The 24566-nt window shown below is 63.6% G+C and carries 26 protein-coding genes; 5 read left to right on the top strand and 21 right to left on the bottom strand.

The features are described from left to right. Positions 1–33 precede the first annotated feature (33 nt). The gene (locus AC07VH_RS24610) at positions 34–1374 is read left to right on the top strand and encodes a hemolysin family protein (protein WP_475414688.1); all 1341 of its coding nucleotides are present in this window, start codon (positions 34–36) and stop codon (positions 1372–1374) included. On the opposite strand, the gene AC07VH_RS24605 is transcribed toward AC07VH_RS24610, so the two are convergent. From AC07VH_RS24605 to AC07VH_RS24580, 6 genes are read right to left on the bottom strand one after another with little or no spacing between them, the layout of a single operon-like run. Then, a complete protein-coding gene (locus AC07VH_RS24605; protein ID WP_494788581.1) occupies positions 1371–2450 on the bottom strand; it encodes an AI-2E family transporter in 1080 nt (359 codons plus the stop codon). The two genes, AC07VH_RS24610 and AC07VH_RS24605, sit on opposite strands and share 4 nt — an antisense overlap. Before the next feature lie 42 nt (positions 2451–2492). Then, complete coding sequence (locus AC07VH_RS24600; protein ID WP_494788580.1) at positions 2493–3086, bottom strand: SCO family protein; 594 nt, start codon at positions 3084–3086, stop codon at positions 2493–2495. Continuing rightward, positions 3083–3982: a heme o synthase gene (cyoE, locus tag AC07VH_RS24595; protein WP_475414685.1), complete on the bottom strand. Its 900-nt coding sequence runs from the start codon at positions 3980–3982 to the stop codon at positions 3083–3085. The genes AC07VH_RS24600 and cyoE overlap by 4 nt, the downstream gene beginning before the upstream one ends. Beyond that, complete coding sequence (locus tag AC07VH_RS24590; RefSeq protein ID WP_494788630.1) at positions 3983–5158, bottom strand: COX15/CtaA family protein; 1176 nt, start codon at positions 5156–5158, stop codon at positions 3983–3985. Between the two features lie 18 nt (positions 5159–5176). Continuing rightward, entirely contained in the window at positions 5177–5806 is a 630-nt protein-coding gene (locus AC07VH_RS24585) for an SCO family protein (RefSeq protein ID WP_489628854.1), read from the bottom strand. Next, positions 5787–6533, bottom strand: a complete 747-nt coding sequence (locus tag AC07VH_RS24580) for an SURF1 family protein (RefSeq protein ID WP_494788579.1) — start codon at positions 6531–6533, stop codon at positions 5787–5789. Before AC07VH_RS24580 ends, AC07VH_RS24585 begins: the two co-directional genes overlap by 20 nt. Before the next feature lie 36 nt (positions 6534–6569). On the opposite strand from AC07VH_RS24580, the gene AC07VH_RS24575 reads away from it, so the two are divergent. Beyond that, entirely contained in the window at positions 6570–6770 is a 201-nt protein-coding gene (locus AC07VH_RS24575; protein ID WP_046683386.1) for a twin transmembrane helix small protein, read from the top strand. Between the two features lie 124 nt (positions 6771–6894). Here the strand turns inward: AC07VH_RS24575 and AC07VH_RS24570 are convergent, their stop codons facing one another. The 6 genes from AC07VH_RS24570 to coxB are packed head-to-tail and all read right to left on the bottom strand — an operon-like array spanning position 6895 to position 11575. Continuing rightward, positions 6895–7755 carry a cytochrome c oxidase subunit 3 gene (locus AC07VH_RS24570; RefSeq protein WP_475414682.1) on the bottom strand — a complete coding sequence of 287 codons (861 nt, stop codon included), beginning with the start codon at positions 7753–7755 and terminating at the stop codon, positions 6895–6897. A gap of 41 nt (positions 7756–7796) precedes the next feature. Continuing rightward, positions 7797–8003, bottom strand: coding sequence for a DUF2970 domain-containing protein (locus AC07VH_RS24565; RefSeq protein WP_077399736.1), 207 nt, complete (start codon positions 8001–8003; stop codon positions 7797–7799). Positions 8004–8012: 9 nt separating this feature from the next. Beyond that, a complete protein-coding gene (locus AC07VH_RS24560) occupies positions 8013–8585 on the bottom strand; it encodes a cytochrome c oxidase assembly protein (RefSeq protein ID WP_494788578.1) in 573 nt (190 codons plus the stop codon). 1 nt (position 8586) lies between these two features. Further along, entirely contained in the window at positions 8587–8703 is a 117-nt protein-coding gene (locus AC07VH_RS24555) for a cytochrome oxidase small assembly protein (RefSeq protein WP_217494223.1), read from the bottom strand. A gap of 51 nt (positions 8704–8754) precedes the next feature. Continuing rightward, positions 8755–10353 carry a cytochrome c oxidase subunit I gene (gene ctaD / locus AC07VH_RS24550; RefSeq protein ID WP_489628857.1) on the bottom strand — a complete coding sequence of 533 codons (1599 nt, stop codon included), beginning with the start codon at positions 10351–10353 and terminating at the stop codon, positions 8755–8757. Between the two features lie 13 nt (positions 10354–10366). After that, on the bottom strand, positions 10367–11575 hold the full coding sequence (gene coxB / locus AC07VH_RS24545; RefSeq protein ID WP_046683388.1) for a cytochrome c oxidase subunit II: 1209 nt from the start codon (positions 11573–11575) through the stop codon (positions 10367–10369). A 78-nt stretch (positions 11576–11653) separates the two neighbouring features. Here coxB and AC07VH_RS24540 point away from each other — a divergent pair, with 78 nt between their 5' ends. Then, positions 11654–11881, top strand: a complete 228-nt coding sequence (locus AC07VH_RS24540) for a hypothetical protein (RefSeq protein ID WP_494788577.1) — start codon at positions 11654–11656, stop codon at positions 11879–11881. Positions 11882–12040: 159 nt separating this feature from the next. Here AC07VH_RS24540 and AC07VH_RS24535 read toward each other — a convergent pair whose 3' ends face one another. Beyond that, on the bottom strand, positions 12041–12937 hold the full coding sequence (locus AC07VH_RS24535) for a methyltransferase domain-containing protein (protein WP_494788576.1): 897 nt from the start codon (positions 12935–12937) through the stop codon (positions 12041–12043). Positions 12938–13021: 84 nt separating this feature from the next. Here AC07VH_RS24535 and AC07VH_RS24530 point away from each other — a divergent pair, with 84 nt between their 5' ends. Both AC07VH_RS24530 and trmL read left to right on the top strand, forming a co-directional pair. Next, complete coding sequence (locus AC07VH_RS24530; protein ID WP_494788575.1) at positions 13022–13789, top strand: phosphoribosyltransferase family protein; 768 nt, start codon at positions 13022–13024, stop codon at positions 13787–13789. Between the two features lie 49 nt (positions 13790–13838). Next, entirely contained in the window at positions 13839–14309 is a 471-nt protein-coding gene (trmL, locus tag AC07VH_RS24525) for a tRNA (uridine(34)/cytosine(34)/5-carboxymethylaminomethyluridine(34)-2'-O)-methyltransferase TrmL (protein ID WP_475414677.1), read from the top strand. Between the two features lie 113 nt (positions 14310–14422). On the opposite strand, the gene AC07VH_RS24520 is transcribed toward trmL, so the two are convergent. The 8 genes from AC07VH_RS24520 to AC07VH_RS24485 form a co-directional block, all read right to left on the bottom strand. Next, positions 14423–15169, bottom strand: a complete 747-nt coding sequence (locus AC07VH_RS24520) for a hypothetical protein (protein ID WP_494788574.1) — start codon at positions 15167–15169, stop codon at positions 14423–14425. A gap of 17 nt (positions 15170–15186) precedes the next feature. Continuing rightward, positions 15187–16131, bottom strand: a complete 945-nt coding sequence (locus AC07VH_RS24515; RefSeq protein WP_494788573.1) for a hypothetical protein — start codon at positions 16129–16131, stop codon at positions 15187–15189. 332 nt (positions 16132–16463) lie between these two features. Next, complete coding sequence (locus tag AC07VH_RS24510) at positions 16464–20165, bottom strand: tubulin-like doman-containing protein (protein ID WP_494788572.1); 3702 nt, start codon at positions 20163–20165, stop codon at positions 16464–16466. Positions 20166–20201: 36 nt separating this feature from the next. Then, the gene (locus AC07VH_RS24505) at positions 20202–20639 is read right to left on the bottom strand and encodes a hypothetical protein (protein ID WP_475414673.1); all 438 of its coding nucleotides are present in this window, start codon (positions 20637–20639) and stop codon (positions 20202–20204) included. A 44-nt stretch (positions 20640–20683) separates the two neighbouring features. Next, on the bottom strand, positions 20684–22153 hold the full coding sequence (locus AC07VH_RS24500) for a hypothetical protein (protein ID WP_494788571.1): 1470 nt from the start codon (positions 22151–22153) through the stop codon (positions 20684–20686). Continuing rightward, on the bottom strand, positions 22150–23646 hold the full coding sequence (locus AC07VH_RS24495) for a hypothetical protein (RefSeq protein ID WP_494788570.1): 1497 nt from the start codon (positions 23644–23646) through the stop codon (positions 22150–22152). Before AC07VH_RS24495 ends, AC07VH_RS24500 begins: the two co-directional genes overlap by 4 nt. A gap of 127 nt (positions 23647–23773) precedes the next feature. Next, positions 23774–24256 (bottom strand): D-glycero-beta-D-manno-heptose 1-phosphate adenylyltransferase, encoded by a 483-nt coding sequence (gene rfaE2 / locus AC07VH_RS24490; RefSeq protein ID WP_494788569.1) that lies wholly within the window; start codon positions 24254–24256, stop codon positions 23774–23776. Positions 24257–24289: 33 nt separating this feature from the next. Continuing rightward, complete coding sequence (locus AC07VH_RS24485; RefSeq protein WP_494788568.1) at positions 24290–24529, bottom strand: DUF3717 domain-containing protein; 240 nt, start codon at positions 24527–24529, stop codon at positions 24290–24292. Positions 24530–24566: the final 37 nt, after the last annotated feature.

The raw sequence follows: 24566 nt of genomic DNA, 5'->3' as shown, positions 1-24566 counted from the left end.
ATGACGTTTTAACAGCCCATCTTTTGCGCCCCCATGCACAATGTCTTGCTAGTCCTGCTCGCCCTCTTCCTGGTCGCGCTGAACGGTTTTTTTGTTGCCGCCGAGTTTGGCATCGTCACCTTGCGGCGCACGCGCATCCGCGCCATCGCCAAGACGCAAGGGCTGCGGGGCCGCATCCTGGCCAAGGTGCATGGCCAGCTCGACGCCTACCTGTCGGCCTGCCAGCTGGGCATCACGCTGGCGTCGCTGGGCCTGGGCTGGGTCGGCGAACCGGCGTTCGCCGGCCTGCTGGAACCGCTGTTCGGCGCCATCGGCGTCACCTCGCAAGAGCTGATCCACGGCGTGTCCTTCGTCGTCGCCTTCAGCGTGATTTCCTTCCTGCATATCGTCGTGGGCGAACTGGCGCCCAAATCGATGGCCATCCGCAACCCGGAAGCCGTCGGCCTGTGGAGCGCGATTCCCCTGTACGGCTTTTACTGGACCATGTATCCGGCCATCTACCTGCTCAACGCCAGCGCCAACTGGGTGCTGCGCATGGCGGGCCTGTCCGGCAAGGGCGGCCACGATGCCCATTACTCGTCCGAAGAACTGAAACTGATCCTGCGCACCAGCCAGCCCGGCGAAAAGTTTACGCGCGACGAGCGCAACATCCTGGCGCAGTCGCTTGATTTCGAACAGATGACGGTGTCGGACCTGATGCGCCCGATCAATGAAGTGATCGCCCTGCACGCCTCGAACACACTGGAAGAAAACCTCGACACGGTGCTGCGCAACCGTTTCAGCCGCTACCCGTATTTCGACACGAATGAAGACGACGTGTTGGGCGTGGTACACCTCAAGGATCTGTTCTTTGCCCAGCAGGCGGGCAAACCGATCACCTCGCTCACGCCGTTTTTGCGTCCCGTCGACATCATTTCCGCGCGCACGCCGGCCCTGGAACTGTTCCGGCGCTTTCGCGACGGCGCGCCGCACTTCGCCCTGATCGGCGAGAAGGGCAAGCGTCCGCTGGGTTTTATTACGCTCGATAACTTGCTCGGCGCCATGGTCGGTGAAATCCGCGACGAATTCCGCCGCAATGAAAACGACTGGCTCAAGCAAAGCGACGGCACCCTGATCGGCAAGGCCAGCCTGCCCATCTTCTCGCTCGAACGCATCCTCGGCATCGATATCGAAAACGAGGAACTGGGGCTGGACGACGTGGAATCGGTGGGCGGCTTGATCATGGTCAAGCTGGGAGACATACCGAAGCAGGGCCAGCGCATCACCTTCGTCGACTTCGACATCGTCGTCAAGAAGATGAACGGGCCCCGCATCGTGCTGATCAAGGTAATCCCGAAACAGGAACGGGACCTCGACGCGGACTTACGCGATTAATCTTTTTTCAAGGTAAGCGTATCCTTGCCCTGCGGCACGGTGGTCTCGCCCACCGTCCACGTTTGTAGCAAGCTGTACAGCACAGCCAGCAGGGTGGGGCCGATAAAGATGCCGACGAAGCCGAAGGCCAGCACACCGCCCAGCACGCCCAGCAGCACCAGCAAGAACGGCAGGCTGCTGCCGCGGCTGATCAGCATGGGTTTGACCACGTTATCCACGCCGCTGATCAGCAGCGCACCCCACACCAGCATGAAAATGCCCCAGCCCGTCTGGCCGTCTGAAAACAGCCAGATGGCGGCGCCGCCCCATATCAGCGGTGGGCCGACGGGAATCAGCGAAAAGATGAAGGTGGCCACGCCCAGCAGCGCGACGGCCGGCACGCCGGCGATCAGGAAGCCCAACACGGCCACCAGGGCCTGCGCCAGCGCCGTGCCCAGCAAGCCGTACATGACGCCGCGCACGGTGCGGCTGATGGTCAGTCCCACGCCGGGCGCGCTGTCGCCGATGATGCGGCCGGCGCCCATCATCAAGGCACGGCTCAGCTGCTGGCCGTCGCGGTAAAGGAAGAAGCTGACGAACACGGCCAGGCTGGTCTGCGCCAGGCCCGTGCCCAGCAGGATGCCGCCGGAAGCGAGGAAGTGGCGCGCCGGTTCCAGCATGGTCTTACCCAAATTCAATAATTCCTCGCGGTCGTCCAGCAGCCGGCGCACATAGCCGTCGATGGTTTCGCCCACCACGGGAATGCTGGCCAGCCAGGCGGGCGGATGCAGGCCGCCCGTTTCCAGCGCCGTGCGCAGCTGTTCATAGATGCGCGAGACATTGTCGGCCAGGTTGTAGGTGACGAGGGCCAGCGGCAGCACGATGACCAGGATCAATGACAGGGTCATGATGGCGGCCGCCCAGTTGCGCCGGCCTTTCAGCCGATCGAGCAGGAGGAGATACAGGGGCCAGCTGGAAATGCCCACGCAAGCGGCAAACAGCATGGCGGCGAGGAAGGGCCGCAAGACGAAAAAGCAGCCGATCAGCAAGAAGATGATGGCTGCCAGGCGGGCGTGCGGCTCGAAACGTTTATCCATGTACTGCGTATCCTGAAGATGGCGCCCGGGGGCGCGACCGGATCAGGATAGCAGAAGTTTAAGATCGTGCGCGATGGCGGCAGGCTTTTCGCCGTGGCGCACGAACAGGCGGATCTTGCCTTCGCGGTCGAACACATAGGTGCCGGCCGTGTGGTCCACCGTGTAGCTGCTGTCCGTTTCGCCTTCCACCTTGGCGTAATACACCTTGAATTCCTTGGCCACCTTGGCCGTCGCGGCCGCATCGCCATACAGGCCCACGAAGCGCTTGTCGAAAGCGGGCACGTACTGCGCCAGCAATTGCTGCGTGTCGCGCTCGGGGTCAACGGTGACGAACAGCACCTGCACCTGGTCCGCCTGCGGCCCCATTTCCCGCATCACCTGCGCCATGTCGGCCATGGTGGTGGGGCACACGTCCGGGCATTGCGTGTAGCCGAAGAACATCAGCACCAGCTTGCCCTTGTAGTCCGCCAGGGTGCGCGGGTGGCCCGTGTGGTCCGTCAGCGCGAATTCGCGCGCGTAGCCCAGGCCCGTCACGTCCGTATTCTTGAATGCCAGCTTGGGCGCGGCAGGCTTGCCGCAGCCGGCGAGGAGAACGGCCAGCGCGGCCGCCAGCAACAGAGTCAGGTATTTTTTCATGTTCCGAGGGGAATGTAATGGTCGACCAGCAAAGCCGCGAACAGCAATGCAAGATAGACGATGGAATACGTAAAAGCTTTGCGCGCGATCAAGTCCGTGTAGTGGCGGTACATCTTCCATGCATAGTACAGGAAGCCGGCATTGAGCAGCACGGCCGAGGCCAGGTAGATCAGGCCGCTCATGCGCACGGCGTACGGCAGCAAGGTGGTGGCGGCCAGCGCGATCGAATACAGCCACACGTGGAATTGCGTAAATTGCATGCCGTGCGTGACGGGCAGCATGGGCAGGCCCGAGCGCGCGTAATCGTCGCGGCGGTACATGGCCAGCGCCCAGAAGTGCGGCGGCGTCCAGACGAAAATGATCAGGACCAGCAGCCACGCCTGCATCGGCACGTCGTTGGCGACGGCCGCCCAGCCCAGCGCGGGCGGCATGGCGCCGGACAGGCCGCCGATGACGATGTTTTGCGGCGTGGCCGGTTTCAGCACCATCGTGTAGATCAGGGCATAGCCGACAAACGTGACAAAGGTCAGCCACATGGTCAGCGGATTGACGAGGTGATACAGGATCGCCATGCCCAGGCCGCCGATCACCAGCGCGAACACCACCGTCTGTTTCACCGTGATGTCGCCCATGGCCATCGGGCGGCGCGCCGTGCGGGCCATGCGCGCATCGATTTCGCGCTCGGCCAGGCAATTGACGGCAAACGCGGCGCCGGCCAGCAGCCAGATGCCGACGGTGCCGAACACCACCGCGTGCCAGTCGGGCAACTCCTCGCTGGCCAGGAACATGCCGATGACGGCGCAAAACACGGCCAGCTGCGTCACGCGGGGCTTGGTCAGCGCCCAGTACTGGGCGATGCGGGGGGAAGGTTTACGGCTGATGGTCTGAGTAGTCATTTATGCGGTACGGGAAGAACTGGCTGGTGCCGGGGGCACTGGCGCGGAGGCGCAAGCGCGCTTAGCATTGCGCGCTACATCGAGTTGGAATTTAGCCTTGTAGTTTAACATGGTCAGCAATAACACGAGCAGCGCCGCCCCGCCGTTATGCAGGACGGCGATCGACAGCGGCCAGCTCAGGTAAATCGTCGCCAGACCCGTGGCCGCCTGCAGGGCCAGCACCAGCGCCACCCAGCGGGCCGTGCCGCGCAGGGATGGCAGCTTCCATGCGCGCCACACCGTATAGCCGACGCCGGCCAGCACGATGAAGGCGAAGTTGCGGTGCACCCAGTGGATGGCCGTCAGCGCCGAAAACGGCAAATAATGGCCGGCGGCCGTCTTGCCCAGCTCGCGCCACAGATGGAAACCGTGTTCAAAATCCATCTCGGGAATGACCTTGCCGCCGCACAGGGGGAAATCCGTGCAGGCCAGGGTGGCGTAGTTGGTGCTCACCCAGCCGCCCAGCGCGATCTGCAGCGTCAGCAGCGCGAGCGAAAAAATCGCCAGCGCGCGCACGGGGCGCAGCACGGACTCTTCCGCGTCGGCGCGCTTGATTGGCGCCACGGCATGATCCTGGCGCCCGCCCAGCCACGTCAGCATGGCCAGCAGCCCCATGCCCAACAGCAAGTGGATGGTGACGATCACCGGTTGCAGCTTCAAGGTGACGGTCCAGGCGCCGAACGCGCCCTGCAGGCAGACGAACAGGAACAGCGCCGTCGGCAGCGCGGGCGCGAATTCCGCGCGCTTGCTCTTTCTCCACTGGCGCCACGCCTGCACCATCATCGCCACGATCAGCACGCCGATGGCCATGGCCAGGTAGCGGTGCGTCATTTCGATCCACGCCTTCACCACCGTCACGGGACCCGTCGGCATCAGGGTTTCCGCCGCCACGATATGCTCGTGCGCCAGGAAAGGATTGGCCGAGCCATAGCAGCCGGGCCAGTCAGGGCAGCCGAGACCGGAATCGGACAGGCGTGTAAAACCGCCGAACATGATCAGGTCGACCGTCAGGAAGACGGCGATCCACACGAGCTTGCGGTATTTATTGGCGTCCGCGGACACCCAGACCATGGTCAGCGGCAGCAGCGCCACCAGCAGACCCGTCAAGCCCAGCTGGGCCAGCGCGGAGAGATGCATCGTCGGCATGCGTTCCCCTTAACCGATCGCCGAAGCTTTAAGCAGCTTGGCGATGTCTTTCTTGATCTTGTTCGGGTCCGCGTCTTTCGGGAAGCGCATCATCAGATTGCCCAGCGGGTCGATCAAATATAAATGGTCGCTGGTCTTGCCGCCCGGCTCCACCGGCAGCCACGCCTTCAGGGCGTCGTTATTGACGCGCAGCATGCTGGTGCCGTCGAATTCGCGCATCACGAGCGTGTCGAGCGGCTGGCCATCCGTCACCAGCCAGACCCGCTCCAGGCGTTCGCGCTCCTTGCCTTGCATCAAACGCAGTTGTTGCATGTCAAACAATTGCTTCTTGCATGCTTCCTGACAATCGGACGGCCCTGTCTGCAACAGCACCCACTTGCCCTTGAACTGGGCCAGCGGTGCGGCCTTGCCGTCCAGTTCCGTCACCTGCAGTTGCGCCTCGGGTATCGGGTACAGGCGGGGGTCGATCAGGGCGCCATAGTTGTTGCGGCCCGTGGGCTTGATGATGTAATACGTGAAATACGAGGCGATGATGGGAAACGCGCACACGGCCACGACGGCCAGCAGTTTCCACCGTCCCGTATTCTGTGCCTGCTTGTTGCTGCTGTCTTGCGTTGCTTCAGGGTTGTTTGTTTGCACGTCGAAATCCTGTAAAGACAAAAAATAGAAAGGCCATCAGTGCCAGTGCATACCACTGGAATGCATAGCCGCGGTGCTTGTCGGCCCCCAGATCGGGCGCCGGCCAGTCGCGCACGGGAAGCTGGCTGGACGCTGGCGGATCAACTGCATCGACTGTTTGTTCGAGGATAAAAGGCTGCAGGGACAGGCCGCTGGCCTGCGCCAGTTGGCCGATATCGGCATTTTGCACGATGGCGTGCGGTGCCAGGGCCGGCGCCGTGCCCAGTTCCATCACATGGCCCGCGTTCAGGCGCGCGATACCAGTGATCGTCACCGTACCGGGCGGCGTGGCGTAATCGGGGATGCGCGTGCGCTCGGCATTGTTGCGCGGCAACCAGCCCTGCGCCACCAGCACGTGCATGGCGGAACCGTCGATTTGAAATGGCGTGAGCACGTGGAAACCGGCCTGGCCCTTGTACGGGCGGTTGTCCAGATAGACCGTCCAGGCGGGCACGAAACGGCCCGTGACGGTGACGCGCCGATATTCGATCGCTTGCGCATCGGCCGGCAGCAGCGGTGCGGCCGTCAAGGCCAGCGGCGCGGCCCGGTTGCCAGCTTCCAGCCGGGCGGCGCGCGCGAGTTTTTCATCGCCACGGCGCTGCTGCCATTGCGCCAAAGAGACCCCCAGCACCACCAGTAGCAGCATTACAACAAATGGAATCCATCTAAAATGGAAGCGGATACGCATTACAATGAAACCTCCTCAAGCCTGGCGCTACCATCCATGAAAATCCTCGTTGCCATCGCCTTCATCCTGATCCTGGGCAGCCTGGGCTCGGCCCTGTTCTTCCTCATGCGCGACAAGGGCAAGAGCAACCGCACCGTGCAGGCGCTGGCCCTGCGCGTGGGCTTGTCGATCACCCTGTTTTTGCTGATCCTGCTGGCGCATCATCTGGGCTACATCCAGCCGACGGGAATTCATTAAGGCCCGGCATTGCCTGATTGGCAAATTCTTCACGCTAAGAAAAAAGCCGTACCCAGGATGTCCCGGTACGGCTTTTTTTTTATGCTGCAGGCCGCCTAACAACCACGCGCGCCCTGCCCCGCCATTATAACCAATACACGACCACGTACAGGCCCAGCCAGACGACGTCGACGAAGTGCCAGTACCAGGCGGCGCCTTCGAAGCCGAAGTGGTGCTCGGGCGTGAAGTGGCCTTTCAGCACGCGGTACAGGATGACGGACAGCATGATGGCGCCCAGGGTCACGTGGAAGCCGTGGAAGCCCGTCAGCATGAAGAAGGTGGCGCCGTAGATGCCCGACGTCAATTTCAAGTTCAGCTCGCTGTAGGCGTGCACGTACTCATACACCTGGAAGCCCATGAAGATGGCGCCCAGCAAGATCGTGGCGAACAGGAACAGGGCCGTCATGCCGCGGTGGCCGGCGCGCAGCGCGTGGTGGGAAATCGTCAACGTGACACCCGACAGCAGCAGCAGGGCCGTGTTGATGGTCGGAATCCAGAACGGCGTCATCGTGGTGAATTCCTGCACCGTGCCGGCCGGGCCCGTATTGCCCCAGTGGGCGGCGAAATCGGGCCAGATCACCTTGTGGTCGAGGTCGGCCAGCCAAGGCATGGAGATGCTGCGCGCATAGAACAGGGCGCCGAAGAAGGCGGCGAAGAACATGACTTCCGAAAAGATGAACCAGCTCATGCTCCAGCGGAAGGAGTGGTCGATGCGCTCGCTGTACAGGCCCTGCTCCGATTCGCTGATGGCGTCGCCGAACCAGAAATACAGCACCAGCAGGATGCCGGCCAGGCCCAGATAGTTGACGTAGGGCCCCCAGGAGACGTCGTTGACCCAGGCCGAGGCGCCGATCATGGTCAGCAGCAGGCTGGCGCCGCCCAGCATCGGCCAGCGCGACGGGCCGGGCACGAAATAATAGGGTACGGCGGCGTGGTTGGAACTCATCATCATCTCCTCAAAAACTTGTAGGGTGGTTTTTTTGTAATTTATAAAACGACGAATTTAACAATTGAAATCAGGATGCCGATCAGGCAAGCCACCACCAGGAAGCCGGCGATGACGATGTGCACGGGATTGAGCTTGGCCGAATCCGTGTCGAAATCGCTCTTGCGGCGCAGACCCGTGAATGACCACACGACGGCCCGCAGCGAATACAGGAACGACGCTTTTTCCGGTTTGGCGGATTCGCCCATGGCACTCTCCTATTGGACGGCCGGCGTCTGAGCCTGGCTCAGACCGGCAATCTCGAAAAACGTGTACGACAGGGTGATGGTCTTCACCTCTTTCGGCAGGGCCGGATCGAGGAAGAACACCACCGGCATCTGTCGCGCTTCCTTCGGTTTCAAGGTCTGCTGCTTGAAGCAGAAGCACTCGACCTTCTTGAAGTGCGGCGTGGCGCTCTGCGGCGCGTAGCTGGGGATGGCTTGCGCGTTGACGACGCGGTTTTGCGTATTGACCACTTCATACATGACGGTCACCAATTCGCCCGGATGCACCTGCATGCTCGACACGGTCGGGCGGAAACGCCAAGGCCCTTGCGCATTGCCGTCGAACTCGACGGTGATGCTGCGCGTCGTGTCGACTTGCGTATTGTTGTCGTAGGCCACCGTGCCATCCTTCTGCGTCAGCACGTTGATGCCCATCACTTCGCAAATCTGCTTGTAGACGGGAATCAGGGCATAGCCAAAGCCAAACATCAGGATGGCAATGACGATCAGCTTGCCCAGCATCTTGCGGTTCAGGCCGCGTGTTTCCTGTGGGTGGGGCGTCGTCACGTCAGAGCCACATGCGCTTGACGAACACGGACAGGAAGAAGAAGGCCGCCAGGGCGGCCAAGATCAGCCCGGTACGCAGGTTGTTCGGTTTTTTACGCTCAGTTTTCACTTCGGTCATGACAGGCACTTTATTCAAGACGGGCCGCGCAACACGCCGGCCCGGGATACCTCACTTCACTGTCGGCGGCGTTTCAAACGTGTGGAAAGGCGCCGGGCTCGGCACGGTCCATTCCAGGCCTTCCGCGCCTTCCCATGGTTTCGCCGGGGCAGCCTTGCCGCCGCGGATGGTCGGCAAGACGACGAAGAACAGGAAGTACACCTGCATCAGGCCGAAACCGAAGCCGCCGATCGAGGCGATCATATTAAAGTCCGTGAACTGCGCCGGATAGTCGGCGTAGCGGCGCGGCATGCCGGCCAGGCCCAGGAAGTGCATCGGGAAGAAGGTCACGTTGAACGTGATCAGGGACAGCCAGAAGTGGATCTTGCCGCGCGTCTCGTTATACATATGGCCCGTCCATTTCGGCGACCAGTAGTAGAAACCGGCGAACAGGGCAAACAGCGAACCGGCCACCAGCACGTAGTGGAAGTGCGCCACCACATAATAGGTATCCTGCAGCTGGATGTCGATCGGCGTCACGGCCAGGATCAGGCCCGTGAAGCCGCCCATGGTAAACACGAAGATGAAGCCCACCGAGAACAGCATCGGCGTTTCGAACGTCATCGAGCCCTTCCACATCGTGGCGATCCAGTTGAACACTTTCACGCCCGTCGGCACGGCGATCAGCATGGTCGCGTACATGAAGAACAGCTGGCTGGTCACCGGCATGCCGGTGGTAAACATGTGGTGCGCCCAGACGATGAAGGACAAAATCGCGATGGAAGCGGTAGCGTAGACCATCGAGGCATAGCCGAACAATGGCTTGCGGGCAAACGCGGGCAGGATCTGCGAGACGATGCCGAAGGCCGGCAGAATCATGATGTAGACCTCGGGATGGCCGAAGAACCAGAAGATGTGCTGGTACATGACGGGGTCGCCGCCGCCTGCCGCATTAAAGAACGAGGTGCCGAAATGGCGGTCCGTCAGGGTCATGGTGATCGCGCCGGCCAGCACGGGCATGACGGCGATCAAGAGATACGCGGTAATGAGCCAGGTCCAGCAGAACATCGGCATTTTCATCAGGGTCATGCCGGGGGCGCGCATGTTCAGGATGGTGACGATGATGTTGATCGATCCCATGATGGACGAGGCGCCCATCAGGTGCATGGCAAAAATCGCCATGTCCATGCCGGGGCCCATCTGCGTCGACAGCGGCGCATACAGGGTCCAGCCGGCAGCCGTGGCGCCGCCCGGCACGAGGAAGGACGTGGCCAGCAGGATGGCGGCCGGCGGCAGCAGCCAGAACGAGAAATTGTTCATGCGGGCAAACGCCATGTCCGACGCGCCCACTTGCAGCGGGATCATCCAGTTGGCATAGCCGACGAAGGCCGGCATGATGGCGCCAAACACCATCACCAGGCCGTGCATGGTGGTCAGTTGGTTGAAGAATTCTGGGTGAAAGAATTGCAAGCCTGGATGAAACAGTTCCGTGCGGATCATCAGGGCCAGCACGCCGCCCGACAGCAGCATGATGAATGAGAACCACAGGTACAGGGTACCGATATCCTTGTGGTTGGTGGCAAACAGCCAGCGGCGGTAGCCGGTCGGGTGGTCGTGGGCATGGTCGTGATCGTGACCGGCGTGGTCCAAGGTGCTCGTGCTAGTACTCATATGCGGCTCCTAATTACTTGCGTGCAGCCACGATTTCGGCTGGTTGAACGATGTTCTCTGCGGCCTTGTTCGACCAGGAATTGCGCGTGTAAGTGATCACTGCGGCGATTTCCGTGTCGGACAGCTGTTTCCATGCTGGCATTTCAGCGGGATACTTGCCGCTCTTTTGCCCGTTCAGCAAGACGTGGATCTGATCGGCTTTCGGGCCGTTCACCACGGCCGAGCCGTCCAGCGGCGCAAACGCCCCCGGTACGCCCTTGCCCGTCGCCTGGTGGCAGACCACGCAGTTGGCCGCATACACTTTCTCGCCCTTGACCTTCAATTCGTCGATGGTCCACACCTTGCTTGGATCATCAGCCAATGCCGCCATTTCCTTTTGTTTTACATCAACCCAGGCCTTGTAGTCGTCGGCGGAGACGACCTTGACGACGATGGGCATGAACGCGTGTTCCTTGCCGCACAGCTCGGCGCAATTGCCGCGGAAGGTGCCGATATGGTCGGCCTTGAACCAGGTGTCGCGCACGAAGCCGGGAATCGCATCCTGCTTGACGCCGAAGGCGGGCACGGACCAGGCGTGGATGACGTCGTTGGCCGTCAGCACCACGCGGATCTTCTTGTTGACCGGCACCACGACTTCGTTGTCGACTTCGATCAGGTAGTTTTCGCCCCGTTTTTCCGTCGGCGGCGCGCCAGGCGCACCCACTTGCGAGCGCGGCGTGGCCAGGTTGGAGAGGAAGGAAATGCCTTCGCCCTCGCCTTTCAGGTAGTCGTAGCCCCATTTCCACTGCATGCCGGTGGCCTTGATGGTGATGTCGGCGTTCGAGGTGTCCTTCATGCCGACCACGGTGCGCGTGGCAGGCAGGGCCATGCCGATGACGATCAGGAAAGGCACGACGGTCCAGGCGATCTCGACGGTGGTGCTTTCGTGGAAGGTGGCCGGCTTGTGGCCCAGGGACTTGCGGTGCTTGAAGATGGAATAGAACATGACGCCGAACACGGCCACGAAGATCACCAGGCAGATGATCATCATCAGGGTGTGCAAATCGTAGATTTCATGGGCGATCTGTGTCGCCGGCGGTTGCAGATTCATTTCGAACGGCACGGGACCGCCGGTGCCGGGATAGGTGCTGGCAGCCGGTGCCGCCGTGGCCCATCGCCCGATGCCAAACGCTGTCAAAGACAGCCCGAGCAGCAACGATTGAAGTCGCTTTGCATGTGTCATGTTTTCCCCAACCACCCAAAAATAATGATATTTTAAACGGCTGCGGATTTCTCCGTACTGGACCGCTGCCGCTCCTCCATGAAAGCAACACGGCCGGAATGCGGCCATGTGCATCAAGCACCAGCGAATTCCATGCTGGCTGCGGCGGCAAAAACGGCGGCGCGCAACCATGCTGGAACCCTGTTTTTCTTCCCCACCTGGAAATGGCCTCGTGTGGAAGATGGTTACTATACTAATGCAGTAACTTCGAATAAGTCTCGCTTTGTTTTTTTTATTTTGTATGCAGCCCTTGTTTTTTTCAATTAACAAGCTGACAAACAATCAACGATTATAATCAAGTAAACTTGAATCCATCAAGCAATAATCGGCTTTGTGCGCGCCCTTCTCATGGCCGCCGCGCGCTTTGCAACGCTTGCCGCGATGGCAACGCGCGAATGGCGACCAAGTGTCGGTTTCTTTGGCCTTTTATTTAGGTTTTCGGGGCAAGTCAAAACGGATGATGGCCTCGCCATTGCGCGTCACGCGCGGCGCCGGACGGAAGGCGTGACCATAGATCACCTCGAAACTCAGGCCCAGCTTGCCGTCGGGACGGCGCGACTTTTCCAGCGCGGCCAGCATGCGCTGCCAGGCCGCCTTGCCCATCAGGCCGCGCCGGCGCGTGGTCAGCGGGTTGCCGCCAAAGGCGCGCACGTCCGCCAGCAATTTTTCCGCCGTGTCGTAGGTGACGGTGATGATCTCCATGTCCAGCACGGGCGTGGAAAAGCCTGTCTCGACCAGCATGTCGCCAAAGTCGTGCATGTCGACAAAAGGCAAGGCGTGCGGGTATAAATCCGCCTCGGCAAACGCGTCGCGCACTTCGCGGAAGGTGTCGGGGCCGAAGCAGGAAAACATCAGCAAGCCATCGAGGCGCAGCGCGCGCCGCCATTCGGCGAATACGCGGTCAGGCTGGGCATGCCAGTGCAGCGCCAGATTCGACCACACGAGGTCGATGCTGCCCTGCGCCAGCGGCAGGTCGCCCAGGTCGCCGCACAACAAATCCACGCCCGCCTTGGCCGGCAACAACTTGCTGAGGAACTGGTTCAGGCTGGCCAGTTTCGACGCGGGCGCGCGCGCCGCCTGCATCATCGCTTGAGCTGCATCGAGACCGATAATCTGCGCGGCGGGATAATCCTTTTGCAACTGCGCCAGGTCCGCGCCCGGACCGCAGCCGGCGTCAAGCACGCGATGCGGCGTGATTTTCACCAGCTCCAGGCGCTCGTGCATGCGTGCCGATACTTCGCGGCGCAGGAAATCCGACGGCGCGACGCGCGCGGGACGGGAAAAGAAATCGCGTACTTGCACCGCATCGATGGGCGCACTCATTTTGGGTGGATTGGCGGGAACTGGCATGTTGAAACCGGTGAGGTGAGATAATGTCGGCAGTGTACATGGAACGACGCCATCGCGATGCGGACCGCCACCCCGCCCCGCCTTGAGGCCGCCTGGCTGGCGCTGCGACTGTGGCTGGGCGCCACGCTGCTGCCGGCCCAGTGCGCGCTGTGCGGCATCGGCGGCCCGCAAGTGCTGTGTTCGCCCTGCCGCGCGCAATATCTGGGGCAAGGACGCGGGCAACTGCGCCACCGCTGCCGCCAGTGCGCCAATCCGCTCGCGGACATCGAGATGGCGCAGCTGTGCGGGCGCTGTTTGCGCCAGCGGCCCGCGTATGACGCCACCGTCACAGCGTTCGACTATGCGGCGCCCGTCGACCAGTTACTGCTGCAGCTGAAATTCGGCGCGCGCCTGGCGCTGGCGCCCCCGTTGGCCGAACTGCTGCATGTTGCCATTCAGCAACAGCAGGTGTGGCAGGCGCCGCAGCTGCTGTGCCCGGTGCCCTTGGGCCCGGTCCGGCTGGCCGAGCGGGGTTTTAATCAGGCGCTGGAAATCGCGCGCCCGCTGGCGCGCCTGCTGGACGTGCCTTTGCAGCCCCGGCTGGCGCTGCGGGTGCGCGAAACGCGGGCGCAAAGCGGCGTGGCGCCGCAGGAACGGCAAGCCAACCTGGCGCACGCGTTCGCCATCGCGCCGGACCATGCGCCGTTATTGCCAGGATGCCATGTCGGCATCGTCGACGACGTGATGAGCAGCGGCCACACCGTCAACGCGCTGGCGGCCGCCTGCAAGCGCGCGGGGGCGGCCAGGGTCAGCATATTGGTCGTGGCGCGCACGCCGCCGCATTAGATGAGCGACATATTAGATACTAGATACAGATAGACCCAAGGAGAGCATTTTGTTTCACGTTGTTTTGGTAGAACCTGAAATCCCGCCCAACACGGGCAACGTCATCCGCCTGTGCGCGAACACGGGCGCGCAGCTGCACCTGGTCGAACCGCTGGGCTTTCCCCTCGACGATGCCAAGATGAAGCGCGCCGGCCTCGATTACCACGATTACGCCAAGATGAAGGTGCACAAGAATTGGGCGGCGTTCCTGGCCGACACCCAGCCCGATCCGACCCGCATGTTCGCCATGACCACGCGCGGCTCGCGCCCGTTCGGCGACGTGGCCTTCCTGCCGGGCGACGTGTTCGTGTTCGGCTCGGAAACGAAAGGCCTCGATCCGGCCCTGCGTGATGGTTTCCCGGCAGAGCAACGCATCCGTTTGCCGATGCGCCCCGACAACCGCAGTTTGAATTTATCGAATACGGTGGCCGTCGTCGTCTACGAGGCCTGGCGCCAACACGGCTACCAGGGCGGCGCGTAGGTCGGATTAGGCCCAAGGGGCCGTAATCCGACAACATTGTTGGCGTTAGTGGTGTTGTCGGATTACGCGGGGCTTTACCCCGCTAATCCGACCTACGCATTTGCATACGACGATCAGCGCAGCGCCAGCTGCGCCGCGCCGCTATTGTCGTCCAGCATCACCAGCTGCGTGCGCAGGTCGCGCGTGGCGGCCAGCTTGCCGTTCACGTACAGATTCGTCTTGACGCCGTACACGCCTTGCGACACGCCGGCCGGCAAAGTCAGCTCGAACGAGTTCTCGAAGCGCCCGCCCGATTTGTTGTTGCTGGCCAAGGCTTTCGAGCCGGACTTGAAGGGCTGGCCTTGCGGGTCGAGCACTACCAGCTCTTCGCGCACGTCGTTGACGCTTTGCGCGCTGCCATTGACCAGCTCCACCACGGAGTTGACCTTGAACGGCTGGCCGCGCTTGACGGTCGACGCGCTCAGCTGCGGCGTGTACGACACCACTTGCGGCTCGCGCGGCAAGGCGCCGCGCGTGCGGATGTAGTCGCGGTCCGCCTGCGCCGCCGTCTTGGTCTGGCGCGAATTGACATTGATGGCCAGGCAACCGGCCGCCGCCAGGCCGCCGCCGATGGCCGCGCCCTTCAGCGCGCCATTCTTGCCGCCCGCCAGCGCTCCCAGCAGTGCGCCCACGGCCGCGCCGGCAGCGGCCGACGTGCCCACGCTGCACGGGTCCTCATCCGTGGCCGCCTGGGCGCCGCCTTGCGGATAGGTACTGTCCTGGCGCACGCCGTTCGGGTTCATAGTCGCCGTGGTGCAGCCGGCCAGCATGGCCGCGACGGTCAGCGCGGCGGCCGCGCGCAAGGTGGTGTGATTCAGCATGGTGACTCCCCAGATGGCTAATTGATCGTTGTTTCCGTCTGCAGCACTTGCCGTTCGCGCTCGCGGATGCGGCGCGACAGGTTGTCGATGCGCGCATTGCCCGGATCGACGCGGCGCGCGCTTTCCAGATAGGTCTTGGCCGCATCGAACTTGCCTTCCAGCAAAGAACGCTCGGCATCGCGCAGGAACGATTGCGCCATCTCGTTGCGCATGGCCGCGCCGCTATCGACGGGCGACGTTTCCAGAGGACGGCGTTCGGCCGCCGCTGGACGTTCGACCACGCGCGCGGGCGCCGGTTCCTGCTGTGCCGGCATTGCTGCCGGCGCCGGGGCCGGTGACGGGGCAGAAACGGGCGCCGGCATCGACAGCGCCTGCACGTCGGACTTCAGCTGCGGCAATTCCACCGCTTCGCGGTCGATCGCTTCCAGCCTGGCGATGCCATTGCGCGCTGCCGTCGCATCCTTGCCATCGAGCGCCTGGCGCACGCCGACCAGCACGGACGCGGCTGCCGCCTGCTGGCGCGCCAGCTGCTTGCGCAAGGAATCCACGCTGGCAGCGCCCGCGCAATCAACGTCAAGCCCGGCAATGCCCCTGGCGGCGCTTTGCAATTGATGGCCGTCAATATTGCGCTCGATGGCGCGCACGCCGCGCTGGCAACTGCCCGATGCGGCGCCGGCCTTGCCGATCGCCGCCTGCAGATCATCGGCCTTGGCGCTGGACTTGCCCGTGCACACATTTTTCGCCGTCGCCAGCTTCTGGCGGGCGCCGTCCAGGCTGCCATTCGCCACCAGTTTCAAGCCGCTGTCGATGGCGTCGTTGCACGCCGATTCGCTCTTGCCGCCCGGCTTGCCATTCATGTAGACGATGACGGCCGCCAGCGCGACGGCGCCGCCCAGCCAGCGCAGCCACTTGCGCGGCGGCGGCGGGACTGTCGGTGCAGGCGCCGGTGGAGGCACAGGCACGGGCTTCGGCGCAGCTGGCGGCGGCACCGGGACCGGAGCCGGTGCCGGTGCCGGCTTGGGCGGCGCTTTCGGCGCAGGCGCCGGTGTCACCGGCTGAGGCGGCGGCTTGGGCGCCACAGGCGGCGATACTGGCACAGGCGGCGGCACAGGCGCTGGTACAGGCGCTTGCACGGGCAGCGGCGGCGGCACGGCCGCGGCTGGCTTGGCTGCGCCAGCCTGCGCCTGACCGCAGTACGGGCAATGGCTGACAACGGTCCACAGGCCCGTCTTGCATTTGTTACAGATATCCAAAACTAATCCTTCATTCCAACGTCATTCCAGCACTCCAGCACTCAACCCAAGGGCGGCGGCATCAACGGTGGCGGCGCGCTGAGGAACAAGGGCGCCAGCTCGGGGAACTGGGCCAGCTCGGCCCAGGCCGGCAAACCGGCGCGCCACACCTTGGTGGTGCCGGGTACGACCTGCCCCGCCTGCACGTACTGCACGATCTGCTGGGCCGTGAACGGTCCCTGCTGCTGGCCGTTTATGCCCAGGAAATACTGGTATTCCACCAGGGGCGGCGGCATGCCGCCCAGCGGTGGCGGCGCCATGCCGAAGGCCGGCGCCACGCCAGCGGCCGGCGCGCTGGCCGGGCGCAGCAATTGCTCGAGCCGCCCCGCTTCCAGCATTTCGCCCTTGATCGCGTATTTCAGGCGCGGCTGGCCGTCCGCTTCCGGCTCGCGCACTTCCCAGTCGTAGGCGTCGCCGTCGGAGTCGCCGATGACGTTCGCCCACTCCTTCAGGCGTCCCAGCAGGGCTAGCACCGTGCGGTCGAGCTCATCGCTGGCCATGCCCTTGCGGCGCGCCGACTCTCGCAGGCGCGCGCCCACTTCGGCGGAAATGGCGCTGCCAAAGCCGACGTACGGCAGTTGCGAACCATCGGCCTGCGCCACCAGCTTGGGCGCATACACGGTGCGTTCGTAGTATTTTGCCAGCGCCGCCAGCGCCGCCGTCTGCACGGCGTCAAGCGCCGTCAATTTTTCCTCGATGCGCAGGGCGATATTTTTCTCGTACGAGGCGGGCATGCCGTTCTGGCGGATGGCCCGTTCGTTGCCGATGCGGCGCAGGTCGCCCGGTTCGACGGCGAACTGGTACTGGCCCGGCGGCACGACGCGGCCCGTGTGGCGCGTCAGCACGCCCAGCATGATCGCTTGCAGGAACTCGCCGAAATCCTCGGCCAGGCGTTTCATTTCATCCGTGTTCGGCGCGATCGGGTGCGTGAATTGCGTCGGATCGATATGCGTGTGGGTCGGCGCCTTGTCGTTGTCGCCTTCCTTGCGGTAGCTGGTGCGCCAGCCTTCCAGGCCCCGCAGCACCGTCATCGGTACGCCGGCCAGCTCACAATAGCAGACGGCGCGTCCGCGGATGCCCGTCTCGACGATTTCCAGCTGGCTCACCGTAATGCCCACCTGGGTCGGCACGCACGATTCGAGCTCGGCGCCGAACTTCGCCTTGAAGGCGGCCGCGTTGGCCACGCCGATCACGCACTTGAACTGGTCCGACACGACCGTGAAGTCGCCCGCCATATTGGCGTCGATCCACGGCATGGAGCAGGCCAGCAGCTTGCGGAAGCGGTCCAGGCGTTCGGACACGTCCATCTGTTCCAATGCTTCGAACAGCGGGTCGGGCGTGCTCGTCGCCCCTTCCGCCAGGCCCGCCGTGGCGATCATGTTCTCCGCCATGCGCGTGACCTTGGCCAGGATCAAACCGCGTTGCGCCGGTTCGCCCAGCATGGGGAACAGGGCTTTCGAGCCGCCCATGTCCTTGAACGCTTCATCGGCCCACTGGCGCAAGGTGGCCGCCGTGGGCAGCGCAATGTCTTTTTCCGTGACGGGAATGACGATCAGGGTCGCGTGTTCCTTGTCCAGGTCCTTTTGCAGGATGGTATTGGCCGTTTTCAATTCCGCCAGCATGGCCAGCACGCCTTCGCGGCCCGTTTGCAGCTCGCCCACCAGGCCATTCCACTGCGCGCGGCCTTGCGCATCGACGCCGATCCGGTTGCCCAGCCAGCGCGACAGTTCGCCCAGCAGGATGACGGACTCGTCCGCCGCCTTGGCGCGCAGATGGAATTTCAGCGCGTTCGCCATTTCCGTGCGCAGATGGTCCATCACCACGCCCGCCTGCTTTTCGCCATTGCTGAGGAAGCCGAAGGTGCTGCGCGTCTGCTCCAGGTTGTTCAGCAGGCGCTCATATTCGCGCGAGCGCACGGCTTCCTTGATTTCGCGGTAGCGCTCGGCATTCGCGCCGATCTGCGCCGTCAGGCCGCTGCCCGGCGCCTCGATGCGGTCCTTGATCTGTTCCACCAGCGACAACACGTATTCCAGGCCGCCGAATTCCTTATTATCCAGATAGCCGTACAGCTGGTCGCGCACGACTTTCTTGACGTCGTCGAGCACTTCGCGGCGGCGCTTGCTGATGCGGTCTTCCGTCGTGTCGGCCGTGGAATCCTGGTCGCGCACGGCATCGCGTTCCAGGTGTTTCATGGCGTCGCGCACCTGCGCCGGCCATTCGCTGCGGTCAAAGCCCGTGCGGATATCGTTGATGCGCGTATTGACGCGGTTTTCCACGCCGGCCAGCAAGTGGCCGTGGCGGTCTTCCAGCAATTCGTCGACGACGCGGAAATCGATGAAGTCGCCGCTGGAGCGCTTCAGTTCGATGCTCTTATCGGAAAACTCGGGGAAATCGCTGAACGGCGTACCCTTCAGGAACATATTTGCAGCCAGGAAATTATCGCGCTGCGTGTCCGTGGCGCGGTTGGCGCCCGCATCCGTGCCGCCCACGCCGAAGAACGCTTGCAGCATGGCGCCGGCCCAGCGGTGGGCCCGCTCGTCGCGCGCCGCTTCCTGGCGTGTATCGAGCACGGCCATGCCGAACGAGGAAAAGCGCTTCGAGAAATACAAACGCATGTCGCCGAAGCGGTCTTGCGGCACGGGCGCGTTGTACAGCGAATTCTTGTGCTGCGCCTGGTTGACGGCGATCGAGCGCTTGGCGCGGGCGAAGTCGGCCGAGGCGAAATCCTCGAACAGCGAGTCGGCCACCATGTGGTAGACGTCGCTGACATCCTTGGTGTGCTGCTGGGCAAGGTTGCCCGAATCGATCAGGTACACCTCGCTGTACGGCTCGCGCGTCAGCTCCGGACGGTCGTAGGCATCCCAGCGGCCCACATAGCCCTTGTTGCCCATCATCGCCGATTCCAGCTCCATCAGCGCCGCATAGCCGTTGGCCTCGACCCGGTCCTTGTTGGCCTTGGTGTAGCCGGTCGGCAAGAACAGCATCAGCTCCACGTCGGCCGCGCCCACTTCGCTGCGCGCCAGCCAGCGCGCCAGCAAGCCCATGTCGAGGAAGGAACCGGACCCCGTGCCGCCGGCCACGGAACCGACGATGACGATGCGGAAACGGTTCGTTTCCATGCGCAAACCCAGCTCGGCCAGCTGGCGCTCGTGCGACAGGCCCGCCTTCAGCGCTTTCAGTTTCAAGCGGATCTTGTCGCGGATCTTCGCGTATTTGTCGAAAAAATACAGGCGCGACACGGCGCGGATCTGCCCGGCGCCGCTGCTCATGTCGAAACGCAGCTCGCGGATGCGCTGCGGCGTCAGCGGCAGCCACTCCTTGATGTGCGGATATTTTTCCAGGGAATCTTCATCGCGGCTGTACTTGTCCATGTCGAACGATTCGACCACCTTGTCATCGTCCGTGAACTTCACCTGGTCGAACTGCAAGTCCTTCGCCTGCGACTCGCCGCTTTCGATCACGGCGCCATTGTCGAGGTCGAAATGGATGAATTGCGCGATGGGAAAATCGGCCAAGCCCTCGATGCGCGTGCGGTTGCCCGCGCCGCCCCACAGCGTGTTGAGGATGCGCCGGCGCACGCGCATCAGCACCTGCATGCCCGTGCCGCCGATGCCGATGAACAGGGTCGGGCGCAGTTCGATGATCTTGTCCTGCTTGCGCTCGCTGGCGCCGCCGGTGATGGTTTGGTTCAGGTTCTCTGCCATGGTGATTCCTTCGATGATGCGTGCAACGGCGTATTCTTAGCGGCGGCTGGAGGTGAACGTCAACAGCAACGCTACCAGGCCCACCAGTACCAGCGGTCCCATGAACAATGGCGCGAGGAATTTATGCGCGTTCACGGCCGCCAGCACGACGCCCGTCGCCAGGCTGGCCAGGAAGATGAACAGCCACCAGCCCGAGGCATTGGCCTTGTTCGGCGGCACGCGCTTGGCCACCAGGCCATTCGCATAGGCATTCTTGGCAAAGAAAAAGGCGACGAACAGCAGCAACAGCACGACGCCGCCGATCAGGGTGTCGCGCGACGAGGTGTCGGTGGTGGCGGCGGCGTCAAACGCGGGCGCAGCTTCGGTCGTTGCGGTGGTGGACGCTGGTGCGCCCGGCGCATCGGCGGCCGGCGGCGCGGAGGCCGGGGCCGGCAAAGTGAAACCTGTGTTGTCTTTGGGAGTGTCTTGCGCCATGGTATGCCTCTGATGGGTTTGAATAGTTTAAAAAGAAATACTTGTCAGGCCAGGCTCAGGGTATGGCCTTCGGCCACGCGCACGACGGCCGGCTTGCCCAGGCCACGCTTGAGTTCGCCAATATCGCGGCCCTCATCATCGCGGATCTGCACGCTTTTGAACGGTTTTAACAACACTTGCCGCTGCACGCCGTCGGCCATCACCTTGTAGCGCGTGGCGCGCGTGCCAAGCAAACCCAGCGCCAGCAAGCCCAGCACGAGCGCCAGCACGCCGCCGAGGATCACCAGCACGGGCAAGAGCGGATACTGTATGCGCACCAGCAAAGGGATCGTCGCCTGCGACGCGCGCACGCTGTCGGGCGGCGTGAACATGCCGGAGATCGGATCGCCGGGGAACAGTTCCTGCAAGTCCTTGCCGAAGCTGGACGCCAGCGCCAGCCGCTGTTGCGACAGGCCCACTTGCGCCCGCATCGGCAGCATCACCTGCTTGCCCATGGCGGCGATCGCCTGCGCCGACCACGGCGACGGAATCTGCGCCATCGGCAACGCGAACTGTACCTGCACGGACTGGCTGGCGCCCGGCTGCAGCTGGCGGATTTGATCTGGCGCAACGTGCAGCGGCGCGTTCTGGCCCGCCAGGCTGGCGTGCACCTTGGCGCTGTCGATCACGTACGGGAAAAACATGTTTTGCAAGGACGCCTGCAACACCACTTGCGGCACCAGGTTCGCCGCATCGACGTCGAGCACGATGGTGCGCCCGTCGCGGCCCAGGCTGGCGTGCACGTTGGCGCTGTTCTTGACGGACTGGGGCACGATGCGCACGGCATCCTGGTCCACCGGTTTCAATCGCGCGGGCGGACGCGTCAGCACTTGCGACAACCGGCCCTCGGCCAGGATGCGGGTCAGCGCCTCGGACGCGGGCTGGCCATATGCGAGCGCATACACCATCAAACCCTTGGCGCTGTACAGCTTGCCCTGCACGGGCATGCGCAGCGGAAACACCACCGTCTTGGTGATCGACGGTTCCAGGTGCAGCAAGCGGTAAAAATCGCGGTTGCGCTCGGCCGTCTGGCTGTCGTTGTTCGGGCTGTTCTTGTTATTGGTAAAGATCCACACGATGCCGGACGCGGACTGGAACGGGCCCGTGATGGTCTTGGTCACGGCTTCCTGGAAATCCGTGTCGGCCAGCGCGCCGCCGGCGCTCTTGCGCGCCAGGCCCAGATGGGCCAGCTGGCCCGTCACGCCGGCGCCGCCCTGCCCTTGCCCGATCAGCGACGGCGACACATTGCTGCCGCTGCTCTGGCTGAAGGCCAAGGTGTAGACCTTGTCGGACGGACTCGTGGCGGCCTGCGCCACGGCGCCCACCAGGGCTTTCAATTGCGAATGTTCATCCGTGTAAAACGGCTCCATCCAGCCCGAGTTTTGCACCAGAAACGCTTGCTGGATGCCGGCCGCCTGCGCGGCGGCGGCGCTGAAAAACGCGGCGCAAGCCACGGTCAGTAAGCGCGCCTTCATGCCTGCAAGGCCCAGCCATCGATGCGCGACAGCAAGGGGTGGTAGGCCCACAGCATGCCTTCATGGACCAACAGGCGCAAGCGCCACGGCTCGCTGACGGCAAAGGTGTGGAACACGGTTTCGCGCAACTCGTCGTCCTGCACCAGCTGGGCCGCCAGGCGTTCGTTCGAGCGCAGCACGCTGGACAGGCCGGCGCTGGTGGCGAACTTGACGCCAAAGACGCTGTTGCCAGCACCGGATTCGAGCAGCGGCATGACGGCCTGGTTCTTGCCGCCATCGTCGCCGTGTTCCGGTTCTTCCCACGGCGCCGTTTTCAGCTTGGCGGCGAAGCGGTAATTGAAGCTGCCCGAACACAGGCGCGGCGCCAGCGCGTCGGCCCGTTCGGATTGCGCGCCCAGTTTCACGTAGACATAGGTGCCGCGGCTACGCTCGAAGCACAACTGCCACAGGCCGCCGTCGCGCGACACGTACGGGCTGCCGAATTCGAAATGCGGCACCAGCCCTTCGGGCCAGGGCGTGAACGAAGCGGCCACGTTGCCGTCCGGCTGCAGCTGCAAGCGCAGCTGGCCGTTGGCGCAGGGCCACACGGCCATGCGGTTGTAGGCCACGGGCGCGCTGACGGTGCCCAGATCCATCATGCCGTCGAGCAACACGTCGCTGCCCGGCTTTTGCCCGGCGTCAAGGTTGACGAAGCGGATGCGGCCGTCATCGTCGCGCAGGGGCGCCCACAGGCGGTTCTGGAACCAGACGGGCGCGGCCACGCACGGCGCGCCGCCCACGTGCTCGACCACGTAGCTCAGCGATGGCACGTCGGGACGGATGCAGGCCAGGCCATGGCTGGTCGGCAAGACCAGCACGCTATTGAAGTCAGGCACCAGCTCGGCGCGCCAGGCGCCGTAGGCCAGGTCCGATTCGGCCAGCAAGCCGCCATACTCGGGGTCCAGCGCCAGCCAGCGTTTCGAGGCGGGCAGCCAGGCGTGCAGGACGGCCTTGCGCGGATCGAGCGCCAGCAACGCGGGCGCGCTGGTGCCGAACCGGGCGGAGAAGAATTCGTATTCGCCAGGCGGCGGCATGGGCAGCGAGGCATCGGCTTGCGCATGCTCGTCGCGCGCGCGCTGATCAGCCAGCTTCAGGGGCACGCTGGCCTGGCGCAAGCCTGCCGGGCCGGCCGGCGGCACGTCGCTGACGGGGTGCGCGCCGAAAGGAGGAACCCAGGGCGCCACTCCGGACGGTGCGGCGGCCGCCTCGGGCGGTACTTGCAAGGCGACGCCCGAGGCGGGGTCGAACGCAAATTCGGGCGGAAACTGCCGCACGGGTTCGCCGGCGGCCGCGGGCAGGCGCCGCGCCAGCATCAGCTTGCCGATATCGGCCTGGCTCACCAAGGGCGAGACGTTCTGGCCGTCCGCGCTGCGCTGCATGCTCCACGCGCCCGCGTCATCGACGTACCAGGCGCCGGAGGGCAGTGGCCAATCCCCAGAAGTTTTATGATCCATGTATTTTCTATGACAAGCAATGCATATCAGACGATGTAACGTGCTGGGGCGGCCGAAACGAAGTCGCAGCCCTGGCAGTTCTCATAGTAACGTCTTTTTATCTGTATGGAAACATTGACGGCGCTCCTCAGCCCTGCTGCGTGCGCACTTTCGTCAACAGCTTGGTGGTCGAGCGGTCGTGCGCGAAATCGATGGCCACGGCCTGGCCGCCATACGCCAACACGGCGCGCCCTTCGGGGATGGCCGCCATGTCGTAGTCGCCGCCCTTGGCATAGATGTCCGGTTCGATCTCCTGCACCACTTCCAGGGCGCTGTCTTCCGAGAACGGCACGACCAGGCTCACCGCCTCCAGCGCGGCCAGCACGGCCATGCGGTCTTCGCAGCTGTTCAGGGGACGGTCGTCGCCCTTGCCCAGACGTTTCACTGATGCATCAGTATTCACGGCAACGATCAGCGAAGCGCCCAGCGCGCGCGCCTGCGCCAAATACGTCACGTGGCCGCGGTGCAAAATGTCGAACACGCCGTTCGTCACCACCACCGGTTTCGGCAGGGCCGCGGCGCGGACGCGCAATTCGTCACGGCCGCACAGTTTGTTTTCAAATTCAGGCATGAATATCTCTTGTTGGGTTAAATACGGTCACGCTCAGGCGTGGCTATCGCCTTGGATGCCGCCGGCATCGCGGCGCCAGGCATCGATCAAGGCCAGAATGGCCGGATCCAGGCCCTCTTCGGCGATGCGATCTTGCCGGTAATAAATCATCAGCGCATACACGCCGGCCAGGCGGCTGACGGGTGGCGACAGCGCATATTCATTGCCGCGCGCCGGTTGCCTGGCACGCCAATAATTGATCGCCGCTTCCAGCGACTGTATGTGCACATCCATCGCCCTCTCCCTCCGCCGCCCGCTCCCGCATTATAGG

Source organism: Janthinobacterium sp. GW821-FHT03C10 (genome assembly GCF_059420865.1).
The sequence above is the reverse complement of the archived record's forward strand: the minus strand, read 5'-3'. Positions and strand labels throughout refer to the sequence as shown.

Excerpts from the sequence above, each read along its gene's own strand:
- AC07VH_RS24610 (WP_475414688.1), top strand. The coding sequence starts at position 34 with ATGCACAATGTCTTGCTAGTCCTGCTCGCCCTCTTCCTGGTCGCGCTG.
- AC07VH_RS24605 (WP_494788581.1), bottom strand. The coding sequence starts at position 2,450 with ATGGATAAACGTTTCGAGCCGCACGCCCGCCTGGCAGCCATCATCTTC.
- AC07VH_RS24600 (WP_494788580.1), bottom strand. The coding sequence starts at position 3,086 with ATGAAAAAATACCTGACTCTGTTGCTGGCGGCCGCGCTGGCCGTTCTC.
- cyoE (WP_475414685.1), bottom strand. The coding sequence starts at position 3,982 with ATGACTACTCAGACCATCAGCCGTAAACCTTCCCCCCGCATCGCCCAG.
- AC07VH_RS24590 (WP_494788630.1), bottom strand. The coding sequence starts at position 5,158 with ATGCATCTCTCCGCGCTGGCCCAGCTGGGCTTGACGGGTCTGCTGGTG.
- AC07VH_RS24580 (WP_494788579.1), bottom strand. The coding sequence starts at position 6,533 with ATGCGTATCCGCTTCCATTTTAGATGGATTCCATTTGTTGTAATGCTG.
- AC07VH_RS24575 (WP_046683386.1), top strand. The coding sequence starts at position 6,570 with ATGAAAATCCTCGTTGCCATCGCCTTCATCCTGATCCTGGGCAGCCTG.
- AC07VH_RS24570 (WP_475414682.1), bottom strand. The coding sequence starts at position 7,755 with ATGAGTTCCAACCACGCCGCCGTACCCTATTATTTCGTGCCCGGCCCG.
- AC07VH_RS24565 (WP_077399736.1), bottom strand. The coding sequence starts at position 8,003 with ATGGGCGAATCCGCCAAACCGGAAAAAGCGTCGTTCCTGTATTCGCTG.
- AC07VH_RS24555 (WP_217494223.1), bottom strand. The coding sequence starts at position 8,703 with ATGACCGAAGTGAAAACTGAGCGTAAAAAACCGAACAACCTGCGTACC.
- ctaD (WP_489628857.1), bottom strand. The coding sequence starts at position 10,353 with ATGAGTACTAGCACGAGCACCTTGGACCACGCCGGTCACGATCACGAC.
- coxB (WP_046683388.1), bottom strand. The coding sequence starts at position 11,575 with ATGACACATGCAAAGCGACTTCAATCGTTGCTGCTCGGGCTGTCTTTG.
- AC07VH_RS24540 (WP_494788577.1), top strand. The coding sequence starts at position 11,654 with ATGAAAGCAACACGGCCGGAATGCGGCCATGTGCATCAAGCACCAGCG.
- AC07VH_RS24535 (WP_494788576.1), bottom strand. The coding sequence starts at position 12,937 with ATGAGTGCGCCCATCGATGCGGTGCAAGTACGCGATTTCTTTTCCCGT.
- AC07VH_RS24530 (WP_494788575.1), top strand. The coding sequence starts at position 13,022 with ATGCGGACCGCCACCCCGCCCCGCCTTGAGGCCGCCTGGCTGGCGCTG.
- AC07VH_RS24520 (WP_494788574.1), bottom strand. The coding sequence starts at position 15,169 with ATGCTGAATCACACCACCTTGCGCGCGGCCGCCGCGCTGACCGTCGCG.
- AC07VH_RS24510 (WP_494788572.1), bottom strand. The coding sequence starts at position 20,165 with ATGGCAGAGAACCTGAACCAAACCATCACCGGCGGCGCCAGCGAGCGC.
- AC07VH_RS24505 (WP_475414673.1), bottom strand. The coding sequence starts at position 20,639 with ATGGCGCAAGACACTCCCAAAGACAACACAGGTTTCACTTTGCCGGCC.
- AC07VH_RS24500 (WP_494788571.1), bottom strand. The coding sequence starts at position 22,153 with ATGAAGGCGCGCTTACTGACCGTGGCTTGCGCCGCGTTTTTCAGCGCC.
- AC07VH_RS24495 (WP_494788570.1), bottom strand. The coding sequence starts at position 23,646 with ATGGATCATAAAACTTCTGGGGATTGGCCACTGCCCTCCGGCGCCTGG.
- rfaE2 (WP_494788569.1), bottom strand. The coding sequence starts at position 24,256 with ATGCCTGAATTTGAAAACAAACTGTGCGGCCGTGACGAATTGCGCGTC.
- AC07VH_RS24485 (WP_494788568.1), bottom strand. The coding sequence starts at position 24,529 with ATGGATGTGCACATACAGTCGCTGGAAGCGGCGATCAATTATTGGCGT.